Here is a 24,047-nt window from a genome sequence, read left to right as displayed (position 1 = left end):
TCAATGTACGTTGATCAACGTTCATTGAGCAAACCCGAGGAGCCCCCCCCCATGTCCGCATCCGCATCTGCACCCGCATCAGCCTCCGCCCCGCGCCGCGTCCTGCTGGCGATGGACTTCCAGCACGGCATCGCCGACCGCTTCGCCGGAACCGAGGTCCTCGATCGTGCGGCCGAGGCCGTCGACGCCGCCCGGGCCGCGGACATCCCTGTGGTGTGGGTGCGCGTCGCCTTCCGTCCGGGGTACCCGGAGGTCTCCCCCAGCTCGGGCTTCGCCCGCCTGACGGGCGCCGGCGATGCGATGACCGAGCAGTCCGCCGCCACCGCGATCCACGCGTCGTTCTCCCCGCGCGAGGACGAGCCCGTCGTCGTCAAGCGCCGCATCAGCGCCTTCACCGGCAGCGACCTCGAGGTGCTGCTGCGCGGTCTGCAGGCCGACTCCCTCGTGCTCGCCGGGATCTCCACCAGCGGCGTCGTCCTCTCGACCCTCCGCCAGGCCGCGGACCTCGACTTCACCCTCACCGTCCTCGCCGACGCCTGCGCGGACTCCGACGAGGAGGTCCACCGCGTGCTCACGCAGAAGGTGTTCCCGCGTCAGGCCGAGGTGACGACGGTCCAGGAGTGGGCGGACGGGCTCGGCGCCTGAGCCGCGGTCAGCAGGGCCGGGCCACCCCTCATCCCTCCCCCAGCAGCCTGTCGGCGTTGCGGGCGGTCAGGGCGCGCCAGCTCGTGGCGCTCGCCGGCGGATCCGCCTGCTCGATGCTCTCCAGCAGGGCGTCGACGGCCGGCGCCGGTGTCCAGCAGGAGTCGCTGCCGTAGAGCAGGTGCTCTTCGCCCGCGACCCGGGCGAGGAGCGGCGCGGCGTGCGGGAACGGGGTTCCCGCGAGGTCGAACCAGAGCCTCTGCAGCGCCGAGGCGAAGGGCATCCCGCCCAGGCCGAAGGCGCTCTGGAAGAGCGCGACCCGGTCGCTGAGCAGCGCGAGGGACGCGCCCGAGTGCGGGACCACCACCTGCAGCGCCGGGTGGCGCTCGAGCACCCCGGCGAGGACCAGGTCGACGATGCTGCGGGTGGAGTCGGCCATGAACTCGAGCATCGGGCGGGGCCGGCCGAGGTCGGTGCCCTCGGCGCCGACGGGCGAGGTCGGGTGGACGAACACGATCGCTCCGGCCGCCTCCAGGTCCGCCCAGAGCGGCTCGAGCGCGGGATCGCCCAGGTACTGCCCCTGCGCATGGGACTCGAGGATCACGCCGCGCGCGCCCGGCAGGGCGAGCGCCCGACGCGCCTCGGTGCGAGCCGCCTCGACGTCGGGCAGCGGCAGCGAGGCGAAGAAGGACAGGCGCCCCGGACGGGCGGCGACCAGGTCCGCGGCCGCATCGTTGACGTCCCGGGCGAGCGCGGCGGCCGCCGCGTCGTCACCGAAGTGGACGCCAGGTGAGGAGATCGAGAGGATCGCCCGGCCGATCCGGCGCCGGTCCATGTCCGCGAGCTGCGCATCGAGACCCCAGTCGGGCCAGGCGGGCATCCCGTCGGGGTGCTCGATGCCGGCCGCCCGGGCGGCCGCGACGTAGTCGTCGGTGACGAAGTGGGCGTGGACGTCGGTCAGCAGGACGTCGGTCGTGCGGTCATCAGCGGAAGCCATGACGGGGACGCTACTCCGGGTCCCTCTGCGTCCCCGCCGCCGGGCGGCGTCAGGCGCTGCGCGCGAAGAGGTCGAAGAACTCGTCGGCGAGGAGCACCTCGACGTCGCCGGGAAGGCTCTCGACGAGGGTCTTCACGTCGGCCGGGGTCCAGTTCCAGGCGTTGATGAGACCGGCGATGAACAGCGGGCCGTCGCCACCCTCCGTCTCGATCTTCTCCGTGAGCGCCTCGAGATACGTCTCGACGCCGCCCGCGGGGTAGAAGGTGCCGATCAGCGGGACGGCTGCACCGGGGTCGCTGATGGAGCCCTTCTCGTCGGTCTGGATGATGCCGCGCAGGTCGACGTGCTGGGCGTAGGACTCGAGGACCCGGTCCGGCAGCGTCGGGGAGGGCTTGCCCGGTTCCGGGGTCGAGTACGCGTAGACGACGTCCAGGCCCGTGCGCTCCTGGTAGCGGCCGGAGGCCTTCGTGAACACCTCGAGCTGGTCCTTCGGCCAGGAGTCGCCGTAGGTGTATCCGGCGCCCGAGGGTCCGCACACCAGCAGGTCGTTCTCGCTCGCGGTGCGCTGGAAGTGGTGCAGGAGCGCCGGGCCCACGTCCTCCAGCAGCGGCGTGATGGTCCAGTTCATGGGCACGGAGCCGCGCGCCGGGTCGTCCCATAGCTCGCGCAGGTGGCGCTCGCAGAACTGGATGTTGTCGCCCTCGCCGAAGGTGAGCGTGAGGTAGGTGCGGTTCTCCGGGCGGCGCCGGGAGGGCTTCGAGGGTCTCGCCCGGGTGGGGGCGGGGATGCCCGAGAGCACGGACGCGTTCATGTAGTAGTCAGCCGCGACGACGATGACGCCGTGGCGGCTGCACAGCTCGACACCGGACCATTCGCCGTCGACGTCGTTGGAGAACCACCCCGCGTAGACGGTGCCGGGCTCCACGGCCTCCAGCAGCTCCTCGAACCGGCTCCCGCTCTCCCCCGAGGGCGGCAGCCAGGTCACCAGCGCGTTCGTCGCGATGGCGAGGTCACGGAAAGAGGCGAAGGGTTCGATGCGGGTGGGAGCGGTCGACGTCGCCGAGACCACGTACTCGTTCTCCATCCGCAGGGCGAGGCTGACGGCGCTCGCGCCGTCAGGGACCTCGAAGCGGTAGATGAAGGAGGCGCCGCCGTCGGCGAACCGTGTGCCGTCGCCGGTCGCGGACCCGCCGCCGTCGAAGAGATAGGGGGTCTCCTCGTCACCGCCGGGCGTGAAGTCCGCGGTCTGCTCGCCGTCGATGGTGAGGGTGGCGTGGCGGACGGTGGGTCCCCAGCCGTCGTCGGTGAAGGCGTCGGAGAGCTTCACGAAGACCTCACCCTCCCCGACCCGGTCCGCGAGCTCGACGGTGTAGGTGTCGAGGTTGGAGGAGTCGGTGACGCGGTCCTTCTCCCGCAGCAGCTCGGTCCATTGCGTGCCCTCGACCTCGACGGTCTGCGTGGGCGGCAGACCGACGAGGAGACGGTGGGTGCTCTTCTCCCAGAGGTTCTCGACGGCCCAGGCGTAGATCGCGGAGGGCTCGTCGTCGAAGCGCCCGCGCAGGTCCTCGACGATCCTCAGGTGATGGGTGCGGGCCTGCTCGGCGGTCGCGACGACCAGGGAGCGACGGGCGGCGATCGTGGTGGCGAGGTTGATGGTGTCCGGGGCGTCCATGTCGTAGACGACGGCGCCCTCGACGCGGCGGCGGAAGCGCTCGAGGAGGGAGAGCGGGTCCTTCTCCCACCTCGTGCGCACGCCCAGGTCGGGGAGCCAGGTCGCGTCGACGTCGTCGGCGATCAGGTAGATCTCCGGGCGCACCCGGTTCACCAGTCCCTGCAGGCTCACCAGCAGCAGGCGGTCGAAGCCGTCGAGGTCGCGCATGTCGGCCACGCGAACCGCGCCCTGCGGGCGGTCGAAGGTCGGGAACAGGTGGCCGCGCTCCCAGTGCACGGCCGGGGCCGACGGGCCGTGCGGGCCGCCGTGATGCCCACCGGCGGGTGCAGGGCCCGCTGCGATAGCCGGGGCGCCGCCGAGGGCGAGAGCCGTGGCACCGACACCTCCGGCGAGCGTCGCGCGGCGGGTGAGGGGCGAAGGGCAGGGCTGTTCCACGGTCATCGTCGACTCCTGGAGGGGTGAGGGGCCTGCAGGCTAACCGCGGGATGCCCACGTGGGAAGAGGAGTTCGTCCGCTGCGCGGCATTCGGGCGGAACGTCCGGGCCTCAGCCCTTCATGCCCGAATGCGCGAGACCCTCGACGACGCGGCGCTGCAGCACGATGAACAGGATCATCAGCGGCAGCATCGCCAGGAAGCTCGCCGCCATCATCACGGGGTAGTCGGTCGTGAACTGCCCCTGCATCGAGGTGAGCCCCACCGCGAGGGTGGTCTTCTCCTCGTAGGTGGCAGCGATCAGCGGCCACATCAGGTCATTCCACGAGGCGAGAGCCGTGAGGATCGCGACCGCGCTCAGGGCAGGCCCCGAGAGCGGGAACATGATCCGCCAGAACGTCTGCCAGGGATTCGCCCCGTCCAGGCGCGCAGCCTCCTCGAGCGAGGCCGGCATCGACAGGAAGTGCTGGCGCATGAGGAACGTCCCGAAGGCGCTGAAGACACCCGGTGCGGCGATGCCCGCGATCGTGTTCAGCAGCCCCAGGTTCTGGATCACCCCGTACTGGGGGATGAGGTAGATCTGGTAGGGCACCATCAGGATCGAGAGCACCAGGGCGAACAGGATGTTCTTTCCCGGGAAGCGCATGCGGGCGAAGGCGTAGCCGGCCAGCGCGCACAGCAGCAGCTGGCCGATCACCCGGGCGATCGTCACCAGTGCCGTGTTCAGGAACTGGCGGAAGAACGGCACCTGCTCGAACACCGCGGAGTAATTGCTCCACTGGGGCTTCGCGGGGAACCAGCTGGGCGGGACGGAGGTGACCTCCGCCTGTGTGGACAGCGACATGTTGATCTGCCACAGGAACGGGAAGACCATCAGGATGCCGCCGATCAGCAGCACCACGTGGGTGGCCCAGCGCGGGCGCGAACGCGGGGTCACGGGCCGGGGCGTCGGCCTGGTCGTCTGCTCACTCATAGTGGACCCACCTCCTCTGCAGGCGGAACTGCAACAGGGTGAAGAGCCCGATGATCGCGAGGATGAGCAACGCGATCACGGAGGCGTACCCCTGGTTGTTCTGGCGGAATGCCTCGGAGTAGAAGAGGTAGACCAGCGACTGCGTGTCGGCCATCGCCGGGTTCGCCTGCCCCATCATCGCGAACAGCAGGTCGAACAGCTGGAAGCCGTTGATCGCGGTGATGATGCTGAGGAAGAAGATGCTCGGGGTCAGCAGCGGCACGGTCACCGAGAAGAACTGTCGCACCGGCCCGGCGCCGTCGAGCTGGGCGGCCTCGTAGAGCTCAGCGGGGATGCCCCGCAGCCCGGCGCCCAGGATGATGATCGCGAGGGGGAGGCTCGCCCACAGCCCGACGATCGAGACCGCGAGCAGCGACCACCAGGGAGCGGTCACCCAGTAGGGCCCCTCGATCCCGACCGCCGAGAGCAGCCAGTTGACCAGGCCGAACTCCTTGTTGAAGATCATCCGCCACACGAGCGCGACGGCGACGGGCATCGAGACCGCGGGCAGGAAGAACAGCACCTGGTAGAAGCGCGCGAACCGCAGGCCCTTCTGGTTCAGCAGGGACGCGAAGCAGACGGCGAGCGGGATCCCGCACAGCACGATCAGCGTGTAGATCAGGGTGTTCAGGATCGCCCGCGGGATGAACGAGTCCGTCAGCAGCTCGGCGTAGTTCGCGAGCCCGTTGAAGCTGCGCCCGCCGAAGGGCCCGAAGGTCGAGAAGGAGTTGATGACCGTGGCGAGGATCGGCCAGAAGTAGAAGACGACGATGCCGATCATCAGCGGGCCGAGGAAGACCAGCGGCCACCAGCCCTCGGCGCGGCGTCGGCGTCGCGGTGGGGCGACAGCGGCCCCTGCGGTCTCATGACTCATCGGCGAGCACTCCGTTCATCCGATCGGCCAGGTCCTTCGCGTTCTCCTCGACGGCGCCGGGCCCGCCGATCACCTTGGGGTACAGCAGCTCCTCGAGCTGGTTCCAGGCGGAGGTGTTGCGCGAGACCGGGTAGGGCTGCGCGGTCTCCGCGGCGTCGATGAACACGCTGAGGTCGAAGTCCGGCAGGGCATCGAGGAAGGCGCCGTTCGCGCCGATGAACGCGGGGTTGGCGGCGCCGGCGGCGCCCTGGATCCGCCCCGCCTTCTTCGATCCGAGGAAGGCGAGGAACGCGGAGGCGGCCGGCTTGTGCGCGCTCCGGGCGCTCATCACGTTGCCGATGCCGTGGATGACGTTGCCCTCCTGCTTGCCGTGCAGCAGCGGGGCGACGTCGAGCTGCTTCTTCACGCTCGAGTCCTGCAGGATCGCGGCCTGCCAGGTTCCCGAGGGCAGCAGCGCGGCCCGCCCGTCGGCGAACAGGTCCTGCGGACGGTTCTCCGTGGTGTAGCGGACGTCCGGCGCGATGCCGTCCTCGATCATGCCCCGCAGGAAGGAGAAGGCCTCGATCGTGCCGGGATCGTCGTATCCGGAGGTCGTCCCGTCCTTCGAGATGATGAACCCGCCCGCCTGCAGGGCGAGGGGGTAGACGTAGGCCTGGGTGTCGACTCCCCCGGGGTTGCCCCAGATGCGGTCGGCGGCGAGTTTCCGCGTGACCTGCTCGGAGGCGTCGCGGTACTGCTGCCAGCTCCAGGAGCCGTCGGGCTCGTCGACGCCGGCCCGGTGCAGCAGTTCGCGGTTGTACCAGAGCCCGATGGTGTCGAAGTCCTTGGGGATCGCGTACCGCGCACCCTCGTAGGTGTAGAGGTCCACGAGGTTCTCGGGGTAGTTCGCAGGGTCGAAACCCTCGAGCTCCGTGAGGTCCTGCAGCTTCCCGTAGGACGCGTAGAGCTCGAAGTTCGGGCCGTTCATCCAGAACACGTCCGGCAGGTCGTCGCCGGTGGCCTGGATGCGCAGGCGCTCGAAGTAGCTGTTGTAGGCGGTCACCGTGAGCGTCACATCGATCCCCGGGTACTGCTCGCCGAAGGCGTCGATGATCTGCTGCATCGCAGGCGCCTGGGCCTCGTCCCAGATCTGGTAGGTGATCGCGGCCCGGGTGTCCTTGGTCGCGGGCTCCCCCAGGGCGGGGTCGACCTGCGGATCGCTCGAACAGCCGGCGAGCGCGGCGGCTCCCGAGAGCCCGGCCAGGCCGCCCAGGCCGAGCAGAGCGCGTCTGCTGGTCACGGGTACTCCTTCGTCCGTGGGCCGCAGCGCACCGATGTGTGCGCCGGGACCGCCCACGGTAGGACACAGGGCACGGGGTCCTGCAAATCGGTTCACGCCGGGATGGGACGAGCCCGGTGGCTCGAAGCGTTCGTCCGCGGCAGATATTCCGTCGCGTCCGTGGCCCTGCGCGCCGTACGCTCTGCGCAGTCGTCGGCCTCAGATGCCGACCCCGAGGGGAGGAGGACCCGATGGTTGTCACCGTGCTGACCCCTGCCGTCCTCCGCTCCACCTCGACCTGCTGAGAGAATCCGCCGGCTCCGCGCCGACGTCCCGCGCCGCAGGTCTCCACCTCGGGAGAACCCCACCATGACCTCGTCCTTCGACTGGGACAGCTTCTACGCGACCTCGCTGGTCACCGCCGGCGTCACCGACGACGACCTCCCCTACGACCCCGACGAACCAGGCCCGGACCAGCGCTGGTCGACCTGGCCCGAGACCGCGCACACCCTGGACCGCGGGCCGCAGCCCTTCCCGGCCTGGGTCGTCCAGCACGAGGGTGCGATCGACACCGAGCTCGGCGTGCTGAAGACCGGGAAGGAGGCCGACGCCTTCCTCCTCGAGCGCGCCCTGCCACCCGCCCAGCGCCGGGGAGAGGCCGGGGAGGCGACCCTCCTGGTCGCCAAGCGCTACCGCACCGATGAGCACACCTCCTTCCATCGCTCCGGCCTTTACACCGAGGGCAGACGCGTGACCGATTCCCGCGAGGGCCGCGCGATCGCCCGCGGCAGCGCCTTCGGCAAGCGCGCCGCCGCGGGGCAATGGGCACGCGCCGAGTTCGACACCCTCTGCCGTCTGCACGCCGCCGGTCTCGCGGTCCCCTACCCCGTGCAGATCCAGGGGACCGAGGTGTGCATGGAGTTCATCGGCACGCATGGCGCTGCGGCCGGCGACCGGCCGGAGGCGTCGGGCATCCCGGTAGCGGGACCGCGTCTGCACGAGAAGCGACCGGATCCGGACCGCGCCGTGCAGTGGGCGGGCGAGCTGCGGGAGTTCGTGGTGTCGCTCGCCGAGATGGGCCTCGTCCACGGAGACCTCTCGGCCTACAACGTGCTGGTGGACCCGCGCTCGCCGCGGGAGCGCCTGGTGGTGATCGACGTGCCGCAGGTGATCGACCTGATCGCGAACCCCAACGGCCCGGAGTTCCTGCGACGGGACTGCGTGAACGTGTGCACCTGGCTGCGGTCGCACGGGACGGACCGTCGGGAGGCCGATGCCGACGAGTGGTTCGCGGAGGCGATGGCGCGGCGGTGAGGGTCGGCGCCGGACTCCGCGCCGAGGTGACTGGTTATGCTGTTTTGGCCTGCCGGGGAAGGTCGCAGCGACGAAGGGGTGCCAGACTGAGGATCATGCTCCTGCCCGCGGATGCGCACGTGCACACCGAATGGTCCTGGGACGCCGGCTCCGATCCCGAGTCCGCCGGGACCATGGAACGGACATGCGCCCGGGCGGTCCGGATCGGCCTGTCGGCGCTGATCTTCACCGAGCATCTCGACCTCGAGACGACCTGGCGAACGGACCCCGGAGACCTCGGTCATCACGCCGAGAAGTACCGCTCCCGCGATGGCTCCGTTCACCTGCCGACCTTCGACCTCGAGGGATATCTCGAGAGCATCGAGCGCTGCCGGCACGCTTTCCCCGAGCTGCACATCCTCACCGGCGTCGAGTACGGGCAGCCGCACCTGCACGACGAGCGCGCGGCACCGATCCTTCGCGCGGGCGGATTCGACCGGATCAACGGATCCCTCCATACGCTCCCCTTCCCCGAATCGGGCGACGGGGAATCCAGGACCGAGCCGACGACCCTCTACCACCACCGCTCCCCTGACGACGTGATGGTGAGCTACCTCGAGGAGATCCCGCGCATGGTCGACGGCTCAGGGACCTTCGAGACGTTCACACACATCGATTACGCCGTCCGCTCGTGGCCGAGCGAGGCCGCAGGGCCGTTCGACCCGCGACGATTCGAGGGCCTCTTCCGTTCTGCACTGCGGTCGTTGGCCACCTCAGGACGAGCGCTCGAGATGAATACTCGTCGCCTGTGGTCGTGGATCCCGCAGTGGTGGGCAGAGGAAGACGGCAGGGCCGTCTCCTTCGGCAGCGATGCGCACGACACACAGGGGCTCGCGGCCGGCTTCCCGGAAGCGGTGCAGATGGCGGAGCACTTCGGCTTCCGAGCGGGAGCCCGACCGTGGGACTTCTGGACGCGCTGAGCGCCACCAGCATCTCTATAGCGGTACGCCCGTCACGCTACCGCCGGCTACGACTCACCACCACGACCCCCATCGCGGCGAGCGCGAGGAGCCCGGCGCACCACTGCGCCGCACCGGGTGGCGACGCCATGCCCAGCAGCGTCGAGACGACACCGACCACGATCGGGACCGCGAGGCCCAGCAGGGCGTTGTACGTCGCTCCGGCCCGCACGATCAGCCGGTGCTGCAGGAGGTAGACGGGCACGTAGACGACAAGGCCCAGGACGACGAGCACGAGCAGCGCGCGCAACGACATTCGCTCGCCGGCCAGCGTCGCGCCCCCTGCCCAGACCAGCAGCGGCAACACGCCCACGGCGTGGATCGGCAGGATCCGACGGGCCATCGAGCCGCGGAAACCGCGGTTCGCGCAAGCGAAGGCGACCCCGTACCAGGAGATCAGCAGCATGGCCGCGAGCGATCAGGCGGCGCCCGCGAGAGGGTGGCCACCACCCTCCCCTCCGGCAGGCCTGAGGGCCACGTAGAGCGCCGTCGCGACGACGGCCACAAGTATCGCGACCACCTCGCTGCGCTGCGCACGAACCGTACCGGTGGAAGCCTCCAGAGCCATCACCACAGCGGGCCCGAGGGTCAGGATCAGCGCGGGCATGTCCGGCCCGGCGAGGGCGATCGCCGCGGTGGAGGCGATCGTGTACCCGCTCACGCCGGTCAGGGCGAGAGCGATCACGGTGCGCGGCGAGAGGGGGTCCGTCCGCTCCCGCGCCTCGTCGGCCGCACCCGGTGACCTCGAGGCGCCGGCCGCGAACGCCGAGAGCACGCCGAGCCCCGCGACCACGAAGACGCTGCGTCCCGCGGAGACCAGGGCGACCGGGGCGTCCTGCAGCGCCAGGGCGACCAGGATCCAGGTCGAGGCCAGCAGCAGCACGAGGGCCAGGGAGGCAGCGAGGACGCCGACGCGCCCGTCGCGGCCGCCGTGCGCAGCCTCCACCCTCACGCCCCGCGGGCCTCCTCGCGCAGTCGCTCGACCACGGCCAGCAGGCCCGCCATCGAGCTCTCGCGGCCGACGTCGCCCGAGGGGAAGGCGGGATCGAGCACGGCGTTGTAGTAGAGCCCGTCGCCGATCAGCATGATCGCCTCGGCCGTGGCTGCGTCGCCGACCTCCTCACGGATCAGCGCCAGCCAGCCCTCGCGGACGTCGGCGAAGGCCGCGTGGACGGGGGCGTCGTCGCCGCCGGAGAGGCGCGTGGCCGCGACCAGCGTGCGATCGAAGGGAGTGTCCTCGAAGACCGAGGTGCGCACGTAGTAGATCGAGGGGCCGTCGGGGGCCTCGGCCATCTGCTGCGCGTCGAGGGCCGCGCGCTCGCGCATCCGGTCCGCCAGACCCTCCACCAGCGCCTTCTTCGATCCGAAGTGGTAGAGCAGCCCGCCCTTGGACACGCCGGCCTGCGCGGCGACGGCGTCGAGGGTCGCGGCGCGCTCCCCATCGCGGATCAGGATCTGCTCCAGGGCGTCGAGGACGTCTTCACGCGCGGACATGGCTCACACCCTAGGCCCATCCCTCGACTGTACCGTCTGGACGGTTTAGTCTGAGACGGTCGCAGGCACACGCCCGCACCCACACCGGCACCCGCACCCGCACCCGCACCCCGAAGGAGGACGACCATGACGACCACACGACCGATCCCGGTGATCGACGTGCCGACCTCCGCGCGCCGCCGCTGGGCGGCGCTGGTGGTGCTGATGCTCCCGGTGCTGCTCGTCTCCGTGGACAACACCGTGCTCTCCTTCGCGCTGCCCGCGATCTCCGAGGCCCTGCACCCCTCGGGCACAGCGCTGCTGTGGATCGTGGACGTCTACCCGCTGCTGCTGGCCGGCCTGCTGGTGCCGATGGGCAGCCTGGGCGACCGCGTCGGCCGGCGCCGTCTGCTGCTGATCGGCGCCGCAGGGTTCGCGGCGGTCTCCGCGCTCGCCTCCTTCGCGCCGAGCGCCTCGGCGCTGATCGCCCTGCGCGCCGGTATGGGCGTCTTCGGCGCGATGCTGATGCCCGCGACGCTCTCGCTGATCCGCAACATCTTCTCCGACCCCCGCGAGCGCCGCACAGCGATCGCGCTGTGGGCCGCCGCCTTCTCCGGCGGCGCCGCGCTGGGACCGATCGTCGGTGGCCTCCTGCTCGAGAACCTGTGGTGGGGGTCGGTGTTCCTGCTGGCCCTGCCGATGCTGGTGCCGCTGTTCGCGCTCGCGCCGCTGCTGGTGCCCGAGTCCCGCGACCCGCGCCCCGGGCCCGTGGACCCGGTCAGCATCGGGCTGGTGATGGCCACGATGGTGCCGTTCGTCTGGGCCATCAAGACCGCGGCCGACGGCGGGATCACCCTGCCGATCCTGGCCGCCGTGGGCGTCGCGCTCATCGCCGGGATCGCCTTCGTGCGCCGTCAGCTCTCGCGCTCGGAGCCGATGCTGGACGTCGGCCTGTTCCGCGTCCCCGCCTTCAGCGCGTCCATCAGCGCGAACCTGCTGAGCATCTTCTCGCTGGTCGGCTTCCTGTACTTCCTCTCCCAGCACCTGCAGCTGGTCAGCGATCGCTCTCCCCTGCAGTCCGGTCTCCTGCTGCTGCCCGGTCTCGTCGTCACCATCCTGGCGGGACTCGTGGTGGTGCGCCTGGTGCCGCGACTGCGGCCCTCCCACGCGATGGCCGCGGGGCTGCTGATGAACGCCCTCGGGTACGGGATCGTGCTGGTCACCGGCACCTCCGGGTCCGACGGCGCCCTCGTGCTCGCTTTCGCCGTCGTCGGCGCCGGGGTCGGTTTCGCCGAGACCATCTCGGCCGACGAGATCTTGGGCGCCGTCCCCGCCCGCAAGGCCGGCGCGGCCTCGGCGATCTCCGAGACCGCCTACGAGGCCGGGGCGGTGCTGGGGACCGCCGTGCTCGGCAGCATCCTGAACGCCGCCTTCCGCGCCCATGTCGAGGTCCCCTCGGGCCTCTCGCCGCAGGCCGCCGAGGCGGCCGGGCAGACGCTCGGCGGGGCCACCGAGGTCGCCGCCCGACTGCCGGGCGCGACGGGATCCGCGCTGCTGGACTCGGCGCGGGAGGCGTTCGACTCCGGCGTCGCCTACACCGCGGGCGTGGGCGTGGCGCTCATGCTGATCGCGGCGGCGATCGTGCTCATCGCGATGCGCGAGCGTCGGCCGTGAGAGGTCAGTCCTCGCCGCGGGCGACCCGGAGAGCCTGCGCGATCAGCTGACCCTGCAGCGGGAGCCGCCCGAACGCGATGGCCCGTCGTGCCCGGTCGGCGTTCCGCGCGTCCCAGGCCATCTGCACGTTCGCGGGGAACACCGCGACGAACAGGGCTGCCGCCGCGACGCCGCCCAGGCGCCGCGTGGGCGGCGCGGCGAGCATGCCCGCGATGGCGAGCTCCGCGACCCCGGAGGCGTAGGTGTAGCTGCGGGCCTCGCCCGGGAGGGCGCGCGGGACGATGCCGTCGAAGGGCTTCGGGGCGACCATGTGGAGCACGCCCATACCGGCGAGCAGGCCGGTCAGGAAGCGCCGCGTGCGGCGGGCGCGCCGGGCGGACGAGGACGGGCGGAGGCTGAGCGCCGCGGCGCGAGGATCATCGTCGGTCATGCCCGAAAGGCTATGCCCTCGAGGTCACGGGACCCGGCTTCGTCCACGCGAGGGTGTGACGGAAGCCCAGGTGACGCTCAGCCCGCAGGCCCGGCATCACGGCCTGCGCCCGGGCGACCATCTCGTCCAGCGGCAGCGTCGGGTCCGCGATCGGCATCTGCGCAGCGGCGCCCGTGGCCTCCCCGATCTCGCGCGGTGGCCGCCAGGGATGCTTGATCTTCCCGATCAGCGGATTGGTGACCATCGAGGCCACGTCCCAGAGGTGGTCCCGCGTCGTCACCGGCGGGGCGAGGCCCACGCTGAGGAAGCGCCCGCCAGGTGCGAGCAGACGGCGCACCTGCGCGAGCGCCTCCTCGAGGTCGAGGTGGTGGAGCACGGCGACCATCGTGATCAGGTCGTAGGGGCCGTCGAGCTCCTCGAGCGGGGCGTCGCCGACCTCGATGTTCTCGACGTGGGCGGTGCGGCGATCGGCCGCGGCGAGCATCCCGGGGTCCCGGTCGATGCCCGTCACCGCGTCGAACCAGGGCGCGAGCTCGAGCAGCAGCCCGCCCTGCCCGCAGCCCACGTCGAGGGCTGCACGTCGGCGCGGGGGCAGCTCGTGCAGGATCCAGCTGTGGAAGTGGTCGTTGTGGTTCCACGGGTGCCGCGCGTTCAGCGCCTGCATGGCGCGCGCGGCCGGCCGGCCCCAGCGGGTGGCGACGATGTCCCGGATGCCCATGGGCAGCGAGGATACGGGGGCGAGGTCGCTCGCAGTCCCGGTCCGAGTGGGTCCGGCATACTGTCACGGGTCCCGGGACGGGGAAGGGGGACGGATGTCGCAGGCCGCAGCTTCACCCCACCGTTCCTCGGCGGGCCGACCCTCGCGTCGCCGGCTGCTCACCGGGCTGGGGGCCGGCGCCGTCGCGGCGGGCCTGGGCGGAGGGGCGCTCGGGGTGCACCGCCTGCTCGGCTCCGATGCATCCGCCTCGGAGGCCCCGCTGCTCTCGCGCACGGTCGCCCTCGACGCCTCCGGCGAGCGCACGCTCGTCACCGCCTCCTCGCCCCGGCTCCGCACCGGCACACGGCTGCTCGCCGGCACTCCCGCCGACTCGGCGACGGCCGAGCGCGCGAAGGCCTTCCTCGATGCTGCCGCACCGTGGCTGGAGACCGTTCCGGGCGCCCTGCAGGACCTCGCACGGGGCGCGATCTGGGACCTGTGGGTGCTCGGTGACTCCCTGCCCGCACCGGTCGCGGGCTGGTCCCGGAACTGGCGCTACATCTGGCCGCGCGACACGGCCTTCTGCGCCGTCGCGCTCGCCCGCATCGGCCACCGCGACGCCGCCCTCGACGCCCTCGCCCACCTGCAGCAGATGCAGTCCGGCGACGGCTGGTTCGAGGCCCGCTACTCCCCCAGCACGCAGCGCTCCCCCGACGACCGGCCCCGCCAGTTCGACGGCACCGGGCTCGCGCTGTGGGCCGCGAGGGAGGTCATCGACACTGTCGCCTCGGCCGACGGCCACGAGAGCGCCGCCGCCCGGGAGCGCCTGGCGCCGATGATCTTCAGCGGTCGCACGGCCCTGCGACGCACGACCGACGACGGCACCCGGATGCCGCCCGTCTCCCCCGACTACTGGGAACGGCACGAGCGCACCGTGACCCTCGGCATCATGGCCTCGACCCTCGCGGGCCTGGAGGCGAGCGCGCACCTGAGCAGTGACGGCGCCGCGCACGGTGTCGACCAGTACCGCGACCGTGATGCCGCGGACGCCTTCCGGGAGCTCCTGACCTCGACCTTCGGCGCCCACGGCTATCAGAGACGGGAGAGCGGCGGCGGTGCGGACTCCGCGCTCGCCTTCCTGGACGCGACCGGCTGCAGCGGGATCGCCGGGCCCGACCGCCTGCACGTCCTGCGTGAGGAGCTCTCACGGCCCGCGGGCGGGATCGCGCCGGGGGCCCGCTGGCGACGCGACGGGATCAGTTGGACCCCCTCGACCTCGCTGCTGGGGCTCGCGCTCGCCCGCTGCGGCGACGACGCCGGGGCGAAGGACGTGCTCGAGTGGATCGGTGCCCATCGCACGTCGGCGGGGTCGATCCCCGAGAAGGTCCTGGCCGACGGCTCCCCCGCCTCCGTCGCGCCGCTCGCGTGGACCGCCGCGAACGTGCTGCTGACGATCGACGCCCTGGCGGGTCGCTGAGGCACGGACTCCGGACGGGGCGACCTCGGCGGACCCATTGCCGGGTCCGGCCCACGGTGCTTGACTGGCGCCATGACCACGGCCACGGACCTCATCGCCGAGGAAGCCGACCGGTTCGCCGACGCCCTGCGCGGACCCGACCCCTCCGCCCCCGTTCCCACCTGCCCCGACTGGACCGTCGAGGACCTGCTCTGGCACCTCACCGAGGTCCACGAGTTCTGGGCGGGGATCCTCAAGGACCACGCGCTCACCGATGCCGACGTCGAGGCGGTCGAGGCGGCGAAGGCGCCGCGCCCCGAGGGCTCCGGCGCTCGGCTCGAGCTGCTCGAGCGACGCGAACGGGCGACAGCGGCGCTGATCGACCAGCTCACGGCACGTGGCGACACCGAGGACGCCTGGTCGTGGTTCTCCGCCGACCAGACCGTCGGATTCACCCGGCGGATGCAGGTCCACGAGGCGGGCATCCACCGGGTCGACGCGGAGCTGTCCGCGAACCTGCCGGTCACCGCGATCTCCCCCGAGGTCGCGGCCGACGGGCTGGACCACGCGGTCGCGGTCATGTGGGCCGGGAGCTACGACTGGGTCCCCGACTGGGCGCAGACCGAGCAGCTCGCGACCCTGACGCTCGCTCCGGAGGACGCCGACCCCCTCGAGGTCGTGATCGAGCGCTGGTGGGGCACCCGCCCGCGGGACGGCGAGGAGTTCTCCCAGCTGCTCGCACGGCCGGCGAAGGGACACGACGACGCGGACGTCGAGAGCTCATCGCACACCACCTCGCTGCCGCATGCCACCGCCCGCGGTCGTGCCCTCGCCCTCCTGCTGTGGGTGTGGGGACGCGAGCACGCACTGGACCGGATGACCGACGGCGCCCTCACGGTCGACCTGAGCGGCGACGAGGAGGCCGTCGGCCACGTGCGCGGGAGGGTCGCCCAGGGCATGGACTGAGGCTCCCGGACGGACCTCGTGGACCTCACGGCGCTGCCGGGCGCTCCAGCAGGGTCTCGATCGCCTCGGCGACGCCCTCGCGGGTGTTCTCCGCGCACACCCGGTCGGCGACCGCGAGCACGTCGGGGTGGGCGTTGGCGACGGCCCATCCGGTGCCGGACCAGTCGAGCATCGGGATGTCGTTGGGCATGTCCCCGAAGGCCCAGACGTCGGCCGCATCGATCCCGAGACCCTCGCACCACGTCTCCAGGGCGCTCGCCTTGGTGATCCCGGACGGGCCGATCTCCGCGAGGCCTCCCTCGCAGGAGGTCGACAGCAGCGCCGTGTCGCCCAGCAGCGTGCGCACCCGGGCGAGGAACTCGCGCGGCCCCAGGGCGTCGCTGCGGGCCAGGATCTTGCCGACCGGCCCCGGCACCTCCTCGATCGGGCCGACGCTGACCATCTCGTTGCTCGTGACCCCTGCGGGCAGGCCACCGGAGTAGCAGGGCTCGCGGTGCGCGCCGTCGGCGAGCTCCGCACTGAAGCAGATCCCGGGGATCCCTCGCAGGCGCCCGGCGACCTCGGCCACGGTCGCGGGGTCCATCGCGTGGTGGCTGCGGACGCGTCGGTGCGCGGCGTCGTAGACGAAGGCTCCGTTCAGGCAGAGGACGACGCCGTGGGCGCCGGTGATGCCTGCCAGGGCGTCGACCCAGCGTGGTGGCCGGGCGGTGACCAGCACGGTCTCGATGCCCTGGTCCCACAGCGCCCGCCAGCTGCGGGCCGTGCGCTCGGTCAGCGCGCCCTCGGCGTCGAGCAGGGTGCCGTCGAGGTCGGAGGCGACGAGGCGGACACGGGACATGTCAGGAGTCTACGGTCGCACGGCCCGGCGGGGAGGCACTCAGCGGCTCGTCCCGCCACTGCCCAGCACCCTCCGCCACCAGGGCATCCGGGCGGAACCCGGGAGCGCGGCGCGCTCTTCCAGCCGGGCACGCTCCTCGGCCTCGCGCTCGGCCCGCAGCTCCCGCCAGCGAGCGAGGGCGGGTTCGATCTCCAGGGTGGGCGCGATCATGCGGGCGTTGGGGTTCGCGAGCCGGTCGTCCATGACCCGCTCGGTGAAGTCCTCCGCGTACGCGCGCACCGCCTCCTCGTCGGGGAGCTCGACCAGCGTCTCGTCGCGCGCGGCGAACTCACGCTGCAGCAGCACCACGGTGGGCAGCAGAGCGGCCGGATCCACCTCGCCCTCGGCGATACGCTGCTTGATCCACCAGTCGGGGTCGTGATGGGTGCCCAGTTCAAGGGGCTTCCCGCTGCCGGGGAGGTCGTCGAAATCGCCGCGGGCGATGGCATCCTCGATCGCACCGTCCACCCATCTGCTGTCCCGGACCATGGCCTCGCCCCCTCGCGCACGTGGTGGCCCTCATCCTCGCCGGAGGCGGCGGGGACGTCCAGGCGCGCTGGTGACGGAGGGGTGCCAGAGAAGGGCGAATGGCGTGGACCGTGACGGCGGCGGCCCCGTAGCGTTCCGAGCGTGAGCATCCACGAGGACGAGATCCCGCTGAGCACCGCCGGCGCCGCGCGGATCATCGCCGACGCCTGCCCGGACCTCGCGAGCGAGTCCGTGCGCGTGCTCGCAGGCGCCGGGACCACCAGCCACGTGGTCCGCATCGGCGAACGTCATCTCGCGCGCTTCCCGCGAACGGGAGCGGAACCCGCAGCGGTCCGCTCCGTCCTGGAGGCCGAGCACCGGGCGATGGCGCGCTTCGCGGCGGCGGCCGAGATCCCGGCTCCTGAGCCGCTCGCGATCCACGACCCGTCGGCGGGTCACCAGCTGCCGTGGTCGCTGCAGACGTGGGTCGAGGTCGACACCGAGGGCGCCGGGTTCACCGGCACGGGGCGCGGCGGACACCTTCCCGACCATGACCCCTGGGTGGCGACGTGCCTGCGGCGCAGCGAGGGGCTCCTGCCGGTTCAGGAGCTGGCGACGCTGTGGGAGAGAGCGCGGGTGCTCCCGCGCGAGGATGCCGACCTGATGTGCCACGGCGACCTGATCCCGCCGAACCTGCTGCTGGACGAACGCTCCGGTGGTCCCGTGCTCTGCGGGGTGATCGACACCGGCGGCTTCGCCCCGGCCGATCCGGCCCTGGACCTCGTGGTCGCGTGGCACCTGTTCGACGCGCCGGCCCGCGAGGCGCTGCGCCGCCGACTGCGGGCACCGGACCTGCAGTGGGCACGCGGCGCCGCCTGGGCGCTCGAGCAGGCGCTGGGACTGGTCTGGTACTACGAGCAGACCGTGCCGGCGATGGCGGAGCTCGGACGCTGCACCCTCGAGCGGCTCCTCGCGGACCCCGTGCTCCGCTGAGGGGCGCCCGTCAGCGGATCAGGTGATCGCGGTGCGCCTGGCGCAGTCCCTCGAGGCCGACGACGATGAAGACGGGCTTGCGCAGGATCTGCTCGCCCAGGCGCTGGTTCCGCGCCGGCGCCAGACGGGCCGCGAGGTCGGGGCGCAGGGTGCGCAGCATGCGCTGGGCGCGCAGGGTGTGCAGCGGGTCGCTGGCCAGCACGATGCGGTCCGCGTCCTGGATCAGCGGGATCGAGTACTTGACGTTCTGCCAGGTGGTGCGGCTGCGGTCCTCGAGGACGAGCGGACCGTCGTAACCGCGCTCGGTGCGGGCGTAGCGGGCCATGTGCTCGGCCTCGGAGATCTCGCTGTGCTTGGTGCCGCCGGTCAGGACCAGCAGCGAGCGGTCGGCCGAGGGGTCGATCGAGCGCAGTCCCACGTCCACCCGCCAGCGATTGATCGCGTTCACGACGGGGCCGGGGTTGCCGTAGCCGAGGACCACGACGGCCTCGCGGACGCCGGCCGACGGCTGCGGACGCGTCGGGCGCGTCGGGCGCGAGTCAGCGAACTTCTTCATCAGGGCGCGTTCGTGATGGGCGACGGCGGTGGAGATGATCTCGCCTGCTGCGAGCACACCGAGGGCGAGCCCGCCGAGGGCGGAGGCCGCGAGGGCCAAGGGGCGAAGGGTCACGGGACCGATGGTACGGCCCCGTGACCTCATGCCTCGACGGCGCCCTGGTAGCCGATCTCGCGGAAGGCGACCTGGTACCCGAGCTTCTCGTTGATGCTGATCATCCAGGGGTTCACGTGCGAGTTCCAGGTGACCAGGCGCGTGAGGTGCGGGAAGGTCTCGGCGAGGCGCCGATGGTTCGCCACCTTGAGCGCCAGGCCCAGACGGTGCCCGCGATGCTCGGGCATCACCAGGGTGTTCTCCTGGAAGGCGAGCGACGTCCCGGGCGCGGACTGGACGTGGATCTCGCTGTGGGCGGCGAAGCTGCCGTCCGGTGCGAGGGCCACCGCGATCAGCACCTGCGTGCCCATCGCCGCGTTCCGCTTCTCGCGATGGCGGATGCGCTCGGGCCCGTAGTCCCCGGCCTCGGACTCGAAGTCCTCGTCGGGGTCATCCAGGTCCAGCTGCCGCAGGAGCACCCCGAACGTCTCGATGTGCTCGTCCGGGACGGTGTCCTCCCAGACCAGGATCCGGTAGCCGTCGGTCTTCTCCGCGGCCTCCGCGGCCAGCTCGTCGAGCAGCCCGTCGGGCGTCGGCAGCGCGGTCGTGCGGCACACGCCCATCGTCCGGCGCTCCACGCCCAGCCGGCGCGCGACGCGGTTCGTCGGCAACTCCGGATCGTCGGCGTCGCCGCTCTGGGGGATCTCGCCCCAGAAGGAGACGCGGCTGCGCCCCGTGGCGGCGATCGCGGGCCGCAGCGCCTGCTCGATCAGAGCGGTCGCGACGCCGCGCCCGCGGAGAGCGGGATGGACGCTCAGGCCGACGTCGACCGAGTCGAGGTTCTCCGTCTGCGGGAGGAAGAGGACGGCCACGCCGGCCAGGCTCCTGCCTCCCTCGAGCTGCTCGACCTCGGCGACCCAGCGGTTCATCCGCATGTACGGGGTGTCGGCGAGCAGTGCGCGGCGCTGCTGCGGGGTGCGCTTCGAGACGGCACCGAACAGCTCGATGTCCATGGCCTCCTCGAGCGCGTCCAGCTGCTCGAGGATGCCGGACTCGTCGAGGTCGAGAGAGCGCACGGTGATCTCCATGGGCGTCAGTCGACCACGGGGCGGGGAGGGCGTCCACGGAATAACGGGCGGGCTCCACGCCCGAGGAGTTCGTCCGCCGGCCTCCTCGACGCCGGTAGCCTGTGCTGACGTCGCCCCACGTCGGACCAAGGGAGGTCCCCATGCCCGAGCTCGCCACGAGCTCTCCCTCGAGTGCCTTCCCGCACCTGCTCTCGCCTCTGGACCTGGGGCCGTTCACGGTGAAGAACCGACTGGTCATGGGATCGATGCACGTGGGGCTCGAGGACCACGCGAAGGACGCCCCGAAGCTCGCCGCGCATCTCGCCGAGCGGGCCCGCGGGGGCGTCGGCCTGATCGTCACCGGCGGCTGCTCCCCGAACCTCAGCGGACGCCTCACCCCGCACGGGGCGCAGATCCGCCCGGGCCACATGGACGCCCACCTCCTGGTCACCCGCGATGTGCACGAGGCCGACGGCCGCATCGTCCTGCAGCTGCTGCACGCGGGCCGCTACGCCTTCCACCCGCTCGCGGTCTCCCCCTCGGGCGGCCGCTCCCCCATCACGCCGTTCCGCTCGCGCCCCCTCACCCGGATCGGGGTGCGCCGCACCATCGACGCCTTCGCCCGTGCCGCGCGCGCCGGCGTCGAGGCCGGCTACGACGGCGTCGAGGTGATGGGCTCCGAGGGCTACCTGCTGAACCAGTTCCTGGCCCCGGCCACGAACCGTCGGCGGGACCGCTACGGGCGCACGGCCGAGGACCGTCGGGCCGTGCCGCTGGCCGTCGCGGGCGCCGTGCGCGAGGCGATCGGCCCGCGCGGGTTGCTGACGTACCGGATCTCCCTCCAGGACCTCGTGAAGAACGGGCAGGACTGGGACGAGATCCTCGCCCTGGCCCGCGAGCTCGAGGCCCGCGGGGTCGACGTGCTCTCCACCGGGATCGGCTGGCACGAAGCCCGCGTGCCCACGATCGCGACCTCCGTCCCGCCGGGAGCGTTCGTCGACGTCACCCGGCACCTGCGCGAGCAGGTCTCGGTGCCCGTCGTCGCCTCGAACCGCCTGCACGACGCGCACATCGCCGAGTCCGTCCTGGCCGACGGCTCCGCCGACCTGATCTCGATGGCCCGCCAGCTGCTGGCCGACCCCCAGCTGCCCCGCAAGCTCGAGGCGGGGCGCGAGAACCAGATCGTCTCCTGCATCTCCTGCAACCAGGCGTGCCTGGACAAGGTGTTCGTCGGCGAGCGCGCGAGCTGCCTGGTGAACCCGCGTGCCGCTCACGAGACCGAGCTGCGCCTGCTGCCGGTCCCGGTGCAGCGGCGGCGGAAGGTCGCCGTGGTGGGCGGCGGACCGGCGGGCCTCGAGGCCGCGATCAGCGCCGCCGAGCGCGGCCACACGGTGACCCTGTTCGAGGCCCTCGACGAAGTGGGCGGCCAGTTCCTCTTCGCCGCGCGCATCCCCGGCAAGGAGTCCTACGGCGAGGCGCTGCGTTCCTGGCGGACCCGCCTGGTGGCGGCCGGCGTGGGCGTCCACCTGAGCACCCGGGCCGACGCCGAGATGCTCGCGGGCTTCGACGACGTGATCGTCGCGACCGGCGTGCGCCCGCGCGTGCTGGACCTGCCGGGATTCGCCCCTCCCGCGGACCCGGCCGCTGCGAGCGGCCCCGGCCCGCGCGTCCTCTCCTACGCCCAGCTGCTCTCGATGCCCCGCGAGCGCGCGCTCGCGGAGGTCGGCGAGCGGGTGGCGATCATCGGCGCCGGCGGGATCGGCGTGGACGTCGCCGAGTTCCTCACCGCTCCCCTGCCCTCCTTCACCGAGGACCTGCCGGCCTGGCGTGAGCGCTGGGGCGTCGTGGACCCCGCCGAGCGCCGCGGCGGACTGGCGGTGCGCGAACGGACCGGACAGGCGCCGACCGCGCTGCTCGAACGATCCGCCGTCCCGACCGAGGTGCACGTCCTCCAGAGGCGGACGGGGAAGATCGGCAAGGACCTGGGCCGCACCACCGGCTGGGTGCACCGTGCCGAGCTGCGCCACGCCGGGATCATCGAGCACCGCGGCGTCGCCTACCGCGCGATCGACGCCGCCGGCCTGCACGTCACCGAGCCCGGGACGGACCCGGGGGCCGCGCCGACCGAGACCGTCGTCGCCGCGGACACGGTCGTCGTCTGCGCCGGTCAGGAATCCGAGCGGGGCCTCGTCGACGAGCTGGCGCTGCTCGAGGACGGTCCCCGTGTGCACGTGATCGGCGGGGCCGACGTCGCCGCCGAGCTCGACGCCGAACGGGCCATCCGACAGGCCGTGGAGACCGCCGCCGCACTCTGAGGCCGCCGCGTCCCGGCGCATGCACGCGCCTTGCTACGGTTCACAGCAGCCCACCCGCTCCACCTCGACCCCTGGGGGACCCCACCCATGCCCACGCCCGTGTCCCGACGGATCGTCCTGACGGACTTCGACGGCACCCTCGCCGACCGCGGGGACGTGCCGCGGGCTCACCGGGAGGCGATCGAGAAGGCCCGCGCCGCCGGGCACGTGGTGATGCTGTCCACCGGCCGTGCCCTGTGCATGCTCACCCGGGAGGTGCAGGGCCTGTTCGACGGCGTCATCTCCGGGGCCGGCGCGGTCGTGGACATCGACGGCGAGCGCCTGTGCGACCACACGATGCCTCCTGCCATCGCCCGTCGCTGCGTCGAGGTGCTCGACGGGTACGGCGTCGGCTTCGCGCTCGAGGCCCGCGACGCGCTCTACACGACGCCGAAGACCGCCGAGATGATGCGCGCGAGACTCTCGGACCACGGCCGCGCGCCGCAGAACGCCGCGGAGGTCCTCTCCGCGCTGCGCACCCCCGAGAGCCTGATCGGCCCCACCTTCGCGAAGATCTCGGTGTGGGGCAGCCCGGTCCCGATGGAGACCCTCGTCGAGCAGATCGACCCTTCCCTGCGCCCGCTGCCCAATTCGATCGCGGCGGACGACACCCATGCCGGAGAGCTGCAGCTGCGCGACGTCGACAAGGCCGACGGGCTGCGCCTGGCCGCCGCCCACCTCGGCATCGACGTGGCCGAGACGATCGCGATCGGCGATGGCATGAACGACCTGGGCATGCTCGAGGCCGCCGGCACGGCCGTCGCCATCGAGGGCGGCGCACCGGCCCTGCTCGAGCACGCCGACCTCGTCGTCCCCGGTCCGGGCGGGAACGGCTTCGCCCTCGCCCTGGACCGCCTCGATCTGTACTGACCCCTCGATCTCCTCCTCGACCTCTCGTCATCCCCGTCCGGAAGGACCCTCATGCGACCCCTCGACCTGACCGACGCGACCGTGCTGGTGACCGGGGCGAGCTCCGGCCTCGGCGTCGAGTTCGCCCACCGTCTGGCCGCGCTCGGCGCCGACCTCGTGCTGGTGGCCCGCCGCGCCGACCGCCTCACCGAGGTCGCCGCCCAGGTGGGTGCCGCGCACGGCGTCACCGTCACCACGATCGGCATGGACCTCACCGGCGAGCAGCCGGGCGCCCAGCTCAAGCGCGACCTCGACGAGCGCGGCATCACCCTGACCGGCCTGATCAACAACGCGGGATTCGGACACTCCGGGGCCCTGCACCAGGTCGATGCGGAAACCATCGCCGAGATGGTGCGCCTGAACGTCGACACCCTCACCGACCTGACCACCACCTTCCTGCCGCAGCTGCGGGCCAGCGGCCGCGGGATCCTGGTGAACGTGGCCAGCCTCGCCGCCTTCCAGCCCAACCCCGGCCTCGCCGTCTACGGAGCCACCAAGGCCTACGTGCTGAACCTCAGCCAGGCCCTGTGGGAGGAGAACCGCGCCGCCGGTCTGCGGGTGCTCGCGCTGTGCCCGGGGCCCGCGAAGACGGAGTTCTTCGAGGTCGCCGGGGAGAGCGCGGGAGCCGGCCTGCCGCGCATGGAGCCCTCCGACGTCGTCGAGGCCGCGATGAAGGCCCTCGCGCGGCGCACTCCCCCGCCCTACGTGGTGCCCGGCGTGGCCAACACCGCGATGGCGCAGACGACCAAGCGCCTGCTGCCCACCCGGGTGGTCGCGGGGGCCGTCGGCGCGATGATGCGTCGCGGCGGGGGCGCCTGAGCAGGCCTGTTGACC

At 72.3% G+C, this 24,047-nt stretch carries 24 protein-coding genes; 10 read left to right on the top strand and 14 right to left on the bottom strand.

Annotation, left to right across the window (positions count from 1 at the left end):
• Nucleotides 1–51 precede the first annotated feature (51 nt).
• On the top strand, nt 52–645 hold the full coding sequence (locus tag DEO23_RS02435) for a cysteine hydrolase family protein (RefSeq protein ID WP_109274392.1): 594 nt from the start codon (nt 52–54) through the stop codon (nt 643–645).
• Between the two features lie 28 nt (nt 646–673).
• Here DEO23_RS02435 and DEO23_RS02430 read toward each other — a convergent pair whose 3' ends face one another.
• The 5 genes from DEO23_RS02430 to DEO23_RS02410 form a co-directional block, all read right to left on the bottom strand.
• A complete protein-coding gene (locus DEO23_RS02430; protein ID WP_109274391.1) occupies nt 674–1,639 on the bottom strand; it encodes an amidohydrolase family protein in 966 nt (321 codons plus the stop codon).
• A 49-nt stretch (nt 1,640–1,688) separates the two neighbouring features.
• On the bottom strand, nt 1,689–3,752 hold the full coding sequence (locus DEO23_RS02425; protein ID WP_109274390.1) for a GxGYxYP domain-containing protein: 2,064 nt from the start codon (nt 3,750–3,752) through the stop codon (nt 1,689–1,691).
• 104 nt (nt 3,753–3,856) lie between these two features.
• Entirely contained in the window at nt 3,857–4,717 is an 861-nt protein-coding gene (locus DEO23_RS02420; RefSeq protein ID WP_109274389.1) for a carbohydrate ABC transporter permease, read from the bottom strand.
• Complete coding sequence (locus tag DEO23_RS02415; RefSeq protein WP_109274388.1) at nt 4,710–5,630, bottom strand: carbohydrate ABC transporter permease; 921 nt, start codon at nt 5,628–5,630, stop codon at nt 4,710–4,712. The genes DEO23_RS02420 and DEO23_RS02415 overlap by 8 nt, the downstream gene beginning before the upstream one ends.
• The gene (locus tag DEO23_RS02410; protein ID WP_109274387.1) at nt 5,620–6,909 is read right to left on the bottom strand and encodes an ABC transporter substrate-binding protein; all 1,290 of its coding nucleotides are present in this window, start codon (nt 6,907–6,909) and stop codon (nt 5,620–5,622) included. Before DEO23_RS02410 ends, DEO23_RS02415 begins: the two co-directional genes overlap by 11 nt.
• 348 nt (nt 6,910–7,257) lie before the next feature.
• Between DEO23_RS02410 and DEO23_RS02405 the strand changes: the two genes are divergently transcribed.
• Nucleotides 7,258–8,202: a serine protein kinase RIO gene (locus DEO23_RS02405; protein WP_165831701.1), complete on the top strand. Its 945-nt coding sequence runs from the start codon at nt 7,258–7,260 to the stop codon at nt 8,200–8,202.
• A gap of 95 nt (nt 8,203–8,297) precedes the next feature.
• A complete protein-coding gene (locus tag DEO23_RS02400; RefSeq protein WP_109274386.1) occupies nt 8,298–9,161 on the top strand; it encodes a PHP domain-containing protein in 864 nt (287 codons plus the stop codon).
• A gap of 37 nt (nt 9,162–9,198) precedes the next feature.
• Here the strand turns inward: DEO23_RS02400 and DEO23_RS02395 are convergent, their stop codons facing one another.
• Genes DEO23_RS02395 through DEO23_RS02385 form a run of 3 tightly spaced genes read right to left on the bottom strand, consistent with a single transcriptional unit; the run spans nt 9,199 to nt 10,694 of the window.
• Nucleotides 9,199–9,606 carry a hypothetical protein gene (locus tag DEO23_RS02395; protein WP_109274385.1) on the bottom strand — a complete coding sequence of 136 codons (408 nt, stop codon included), beginning with the start codon at nt 9,604–9,606 and terminating at the stop codon, nt 9,199–9,201.
• Nucleotides 9,607–9,618: 12 nt separating this feature from the next.
• Nucleotides 9,619–10,152 carry a hypothetical protein gene (locus DEO23_RS02390; protein ID WP_133249823.1) on the bottom strand — a complete coding sequence of 178 codons (534 nt, stop codon included), beginning with the start codon at nt 10,150–10,152 and terminating at the stop codon, nt 9,619–9,621.
• Complete coding sequence (locus DEO23_RS02385; protein WP_109274383.1) at nt 10,149–10,694, bottom strand: TetR/AcrR family transcriptional regulator; 546 nt, start codon at nt 10,692–10,694, stop codon at nt 10,149–10,151. Before DEO23_RS02385 ends, DEO23_RS02390 begins: the two co-directional genes overlap by 4 nt.
• Before the next feature lie 126 nt (nt 10,695–10,820).
• Here DEO23_RS02385 and DEO23_RS02380 point away from each other — a divergent pair, with 126 nt between their 5' ends.
• Nucleotides 10,821–12,347: an MFS transporter gene (locus DEO23_RS02380; RefSeq protein ID WP_109274382.1), complete on the top strand. Its 1,527-nt coding sequence runs from the start codon at nt 10,821–10,823 to the stop codon at nt 12,345–12,347.
• Between the two features lie 4 nt (nt 12,348–12,351).
• On the opposite strand, the gene DEO23_RS02375 is transcribed toward DEO23_RS02380, so the two are convergent.
• On the bottom strand, nt 12,352–12,777 hold the full coding sequence (locus tag DEO23_RS02375; RefSeq protein WP_420808007.1) for a DoxX family protein: 426 nt from the start codon (nt 12,775–12,777) through the stop codon (nt 12,352–12,354).
• A 10-nt stretch (nt 12,778–12,787) separates the two neighbouring features.
• Nucleotides 12,788–13,495, bottom strand: coding sequence for a class I SAM-dependent methyltransferase (locus tag DEO23_RS02370; RefSeq protein WP_205678818.1), 708 nt, complete (start codon nt 13,493–13,495; stop codon nt 12,788–12,790).
• Between the two features lie 94 nt (nt 13,496–13,589).
• Here DEO23_RS02370 and DEO23_RS02365 point away from each other — a divergent pair, with 94 nt between their 5' ends.
• Both DEO23_RS02365 and DEO23_RS02360 read left to right on the top strand, forming a co-directional pair.
• Entirely contained in the window at nt 13,590–14,951 is a 1,362-nt protein-coding gene (locus DEO23_RS02365) for a glycoside hydrolase family 15 protein (protein ID WP_109274381.1), read from the top strand.
• Between the two features lie 72 nt (nt 14,952–15,023).
• Nucleotides 15,024–15,896, top strand: coding sequence for a maleylpyruvate isomerase N-terminal domain-containing protein (locus DEO23_RS02360; protein WP_109274380.1), 873 nt, complete (start codon nt 15,024–15,026; stop codon nt 15,894–15,896).
• 25 nt (nt 15,897–15,921) lie between these two features.
• Here DEO23_RS02360 and DEO23_RS02355 read toward each other — a convergent pair whose 3' ends face one another.
• Complete coding sequence (locus DEO23_RS02355; RefSeq protein ID WP_109274379.1) at nt 15,922–16,734, bottom strand: HAD family hydrolase; 813 nt, start codon at nt 16,732–16,734, stop codon at nt 15,922–15,924.
• A 39-nt stretch (nt 16,735–16,773) separates the two neighbouring features.
• Nucleotides 16,774–17,262 (bottom strand): DnaJ family domain-containing protein, encoded by a 489-nt coding sequence (locus DEO23_RS02350; RefSeq protein ID WP_109274378.1) that lies wholly within the window; start codon nt 17,260–17,262, stop codon nt 16,774–16,776.
• A gap of 141 nt (nt 17,263–17,403) precedes the next feature.
• Here DEO23_RS02350 and DEO23_RS02345 point away from each other — a divergent pair, with 141 nt between their 5' ends.
• Nucleotides 17,404–18,234, top strand: coding sequence for a phosphotransferase (locus DEO23_RS02345; RefSeq protein WP_109274377.1), 831 nt, complete (start codon nt 17,404–17,406; stop codon nt 18,232–18,234).
• A 10-nt stretch (nt 18,235–18,244) separates the two neighbouring features.
• Here the strand turns inward: DEO23_RS02345 and DEO23_RS02340 are convergent, their stop codons facing one another.
• Nucleotides 18,245–18,904: a YdcF family protein gene (locus DEO23_RS02340; protein ID WP_165831700.1), complete on the bottom strand. Its 660-nt coding sequence runs from the start codon at nt 18,902–18,904 to the stop codon at nt 18,245–18,247.
• Between the two features lie 26 nt (nt 18,905–18,930).
• Entirely contained in the window at nt 18,931–19,971 is a 1,041-nt protein-coding gene (locus tag DEO23_RS02335; protein ID WP_109274375.1) for a GNAT family N-acetyltransferase, read from the bottom strand.
• 140 nt (nt 19,972–20,111) lie between these two features.
• Here DEO23_RS02335 and DEO23_RS02330 point away from each other — a divergent pair, with 140 nt between their 5' ends.
• The 3 genes from DEO23_RS02330 (at nt 20,112) to DEO23_RS02320 (ending at nt 24,032) form a co-directional block, all read left to right on the top strand.
• Nucleotides 20,112–22,265, top strand: coding sequence for an NADPH-dependent 2,4-dienoyl-CoA reductase (locus DEO23_RS02330; RefSeq protein ID WP_109274374.1), 2,154 nt, complete (start codon nt 20,112–20,114; stop codon nt 22,263–22,265).
• A gap of 87 nt (nt 22,266–22,352) precedes the next feature.
• Complete coding sequence (locus DEO23_RS02325) at nt 22,353–23,174, top strand: HAD hydrolase family protein (RefSeq protein ID WP_109274373.1); 822 nt, start codon at nt 22,353–22,355, stop codon at nt 23,172–23,174.
• A 51-nt stretch (nt 23,175–23,225) separates the two neighbouring features.
• Nucleotides 23,226–24,032 (top strand): SDR family NAD(P)-dependent oxidoreductase, encoded by an 807-nt coding sequence (locus DEO23_RS02320; protein ID WP_109274372.1) that lies wholly within the window; start codon nt 23,226–23,228, stop codon nt 24,030–24,032.
• Nucleotides 24,033–24,047 lie beyond the last annotated feature (15 nt).

It is taken from the genome of Brachybacterium endophyticum (assembly GCF_003130585.1).
Classification (GTDB): domain Bacteria; phylum Actinomycetota; class Actinomycetes; order Actinomycetales; family Dermabacteraceae; genus Brachybacterium; species Brachybacterium endophyticum.
This window is presented reverse-complemented; position numbering and strand designations above follow the sequence as displayed.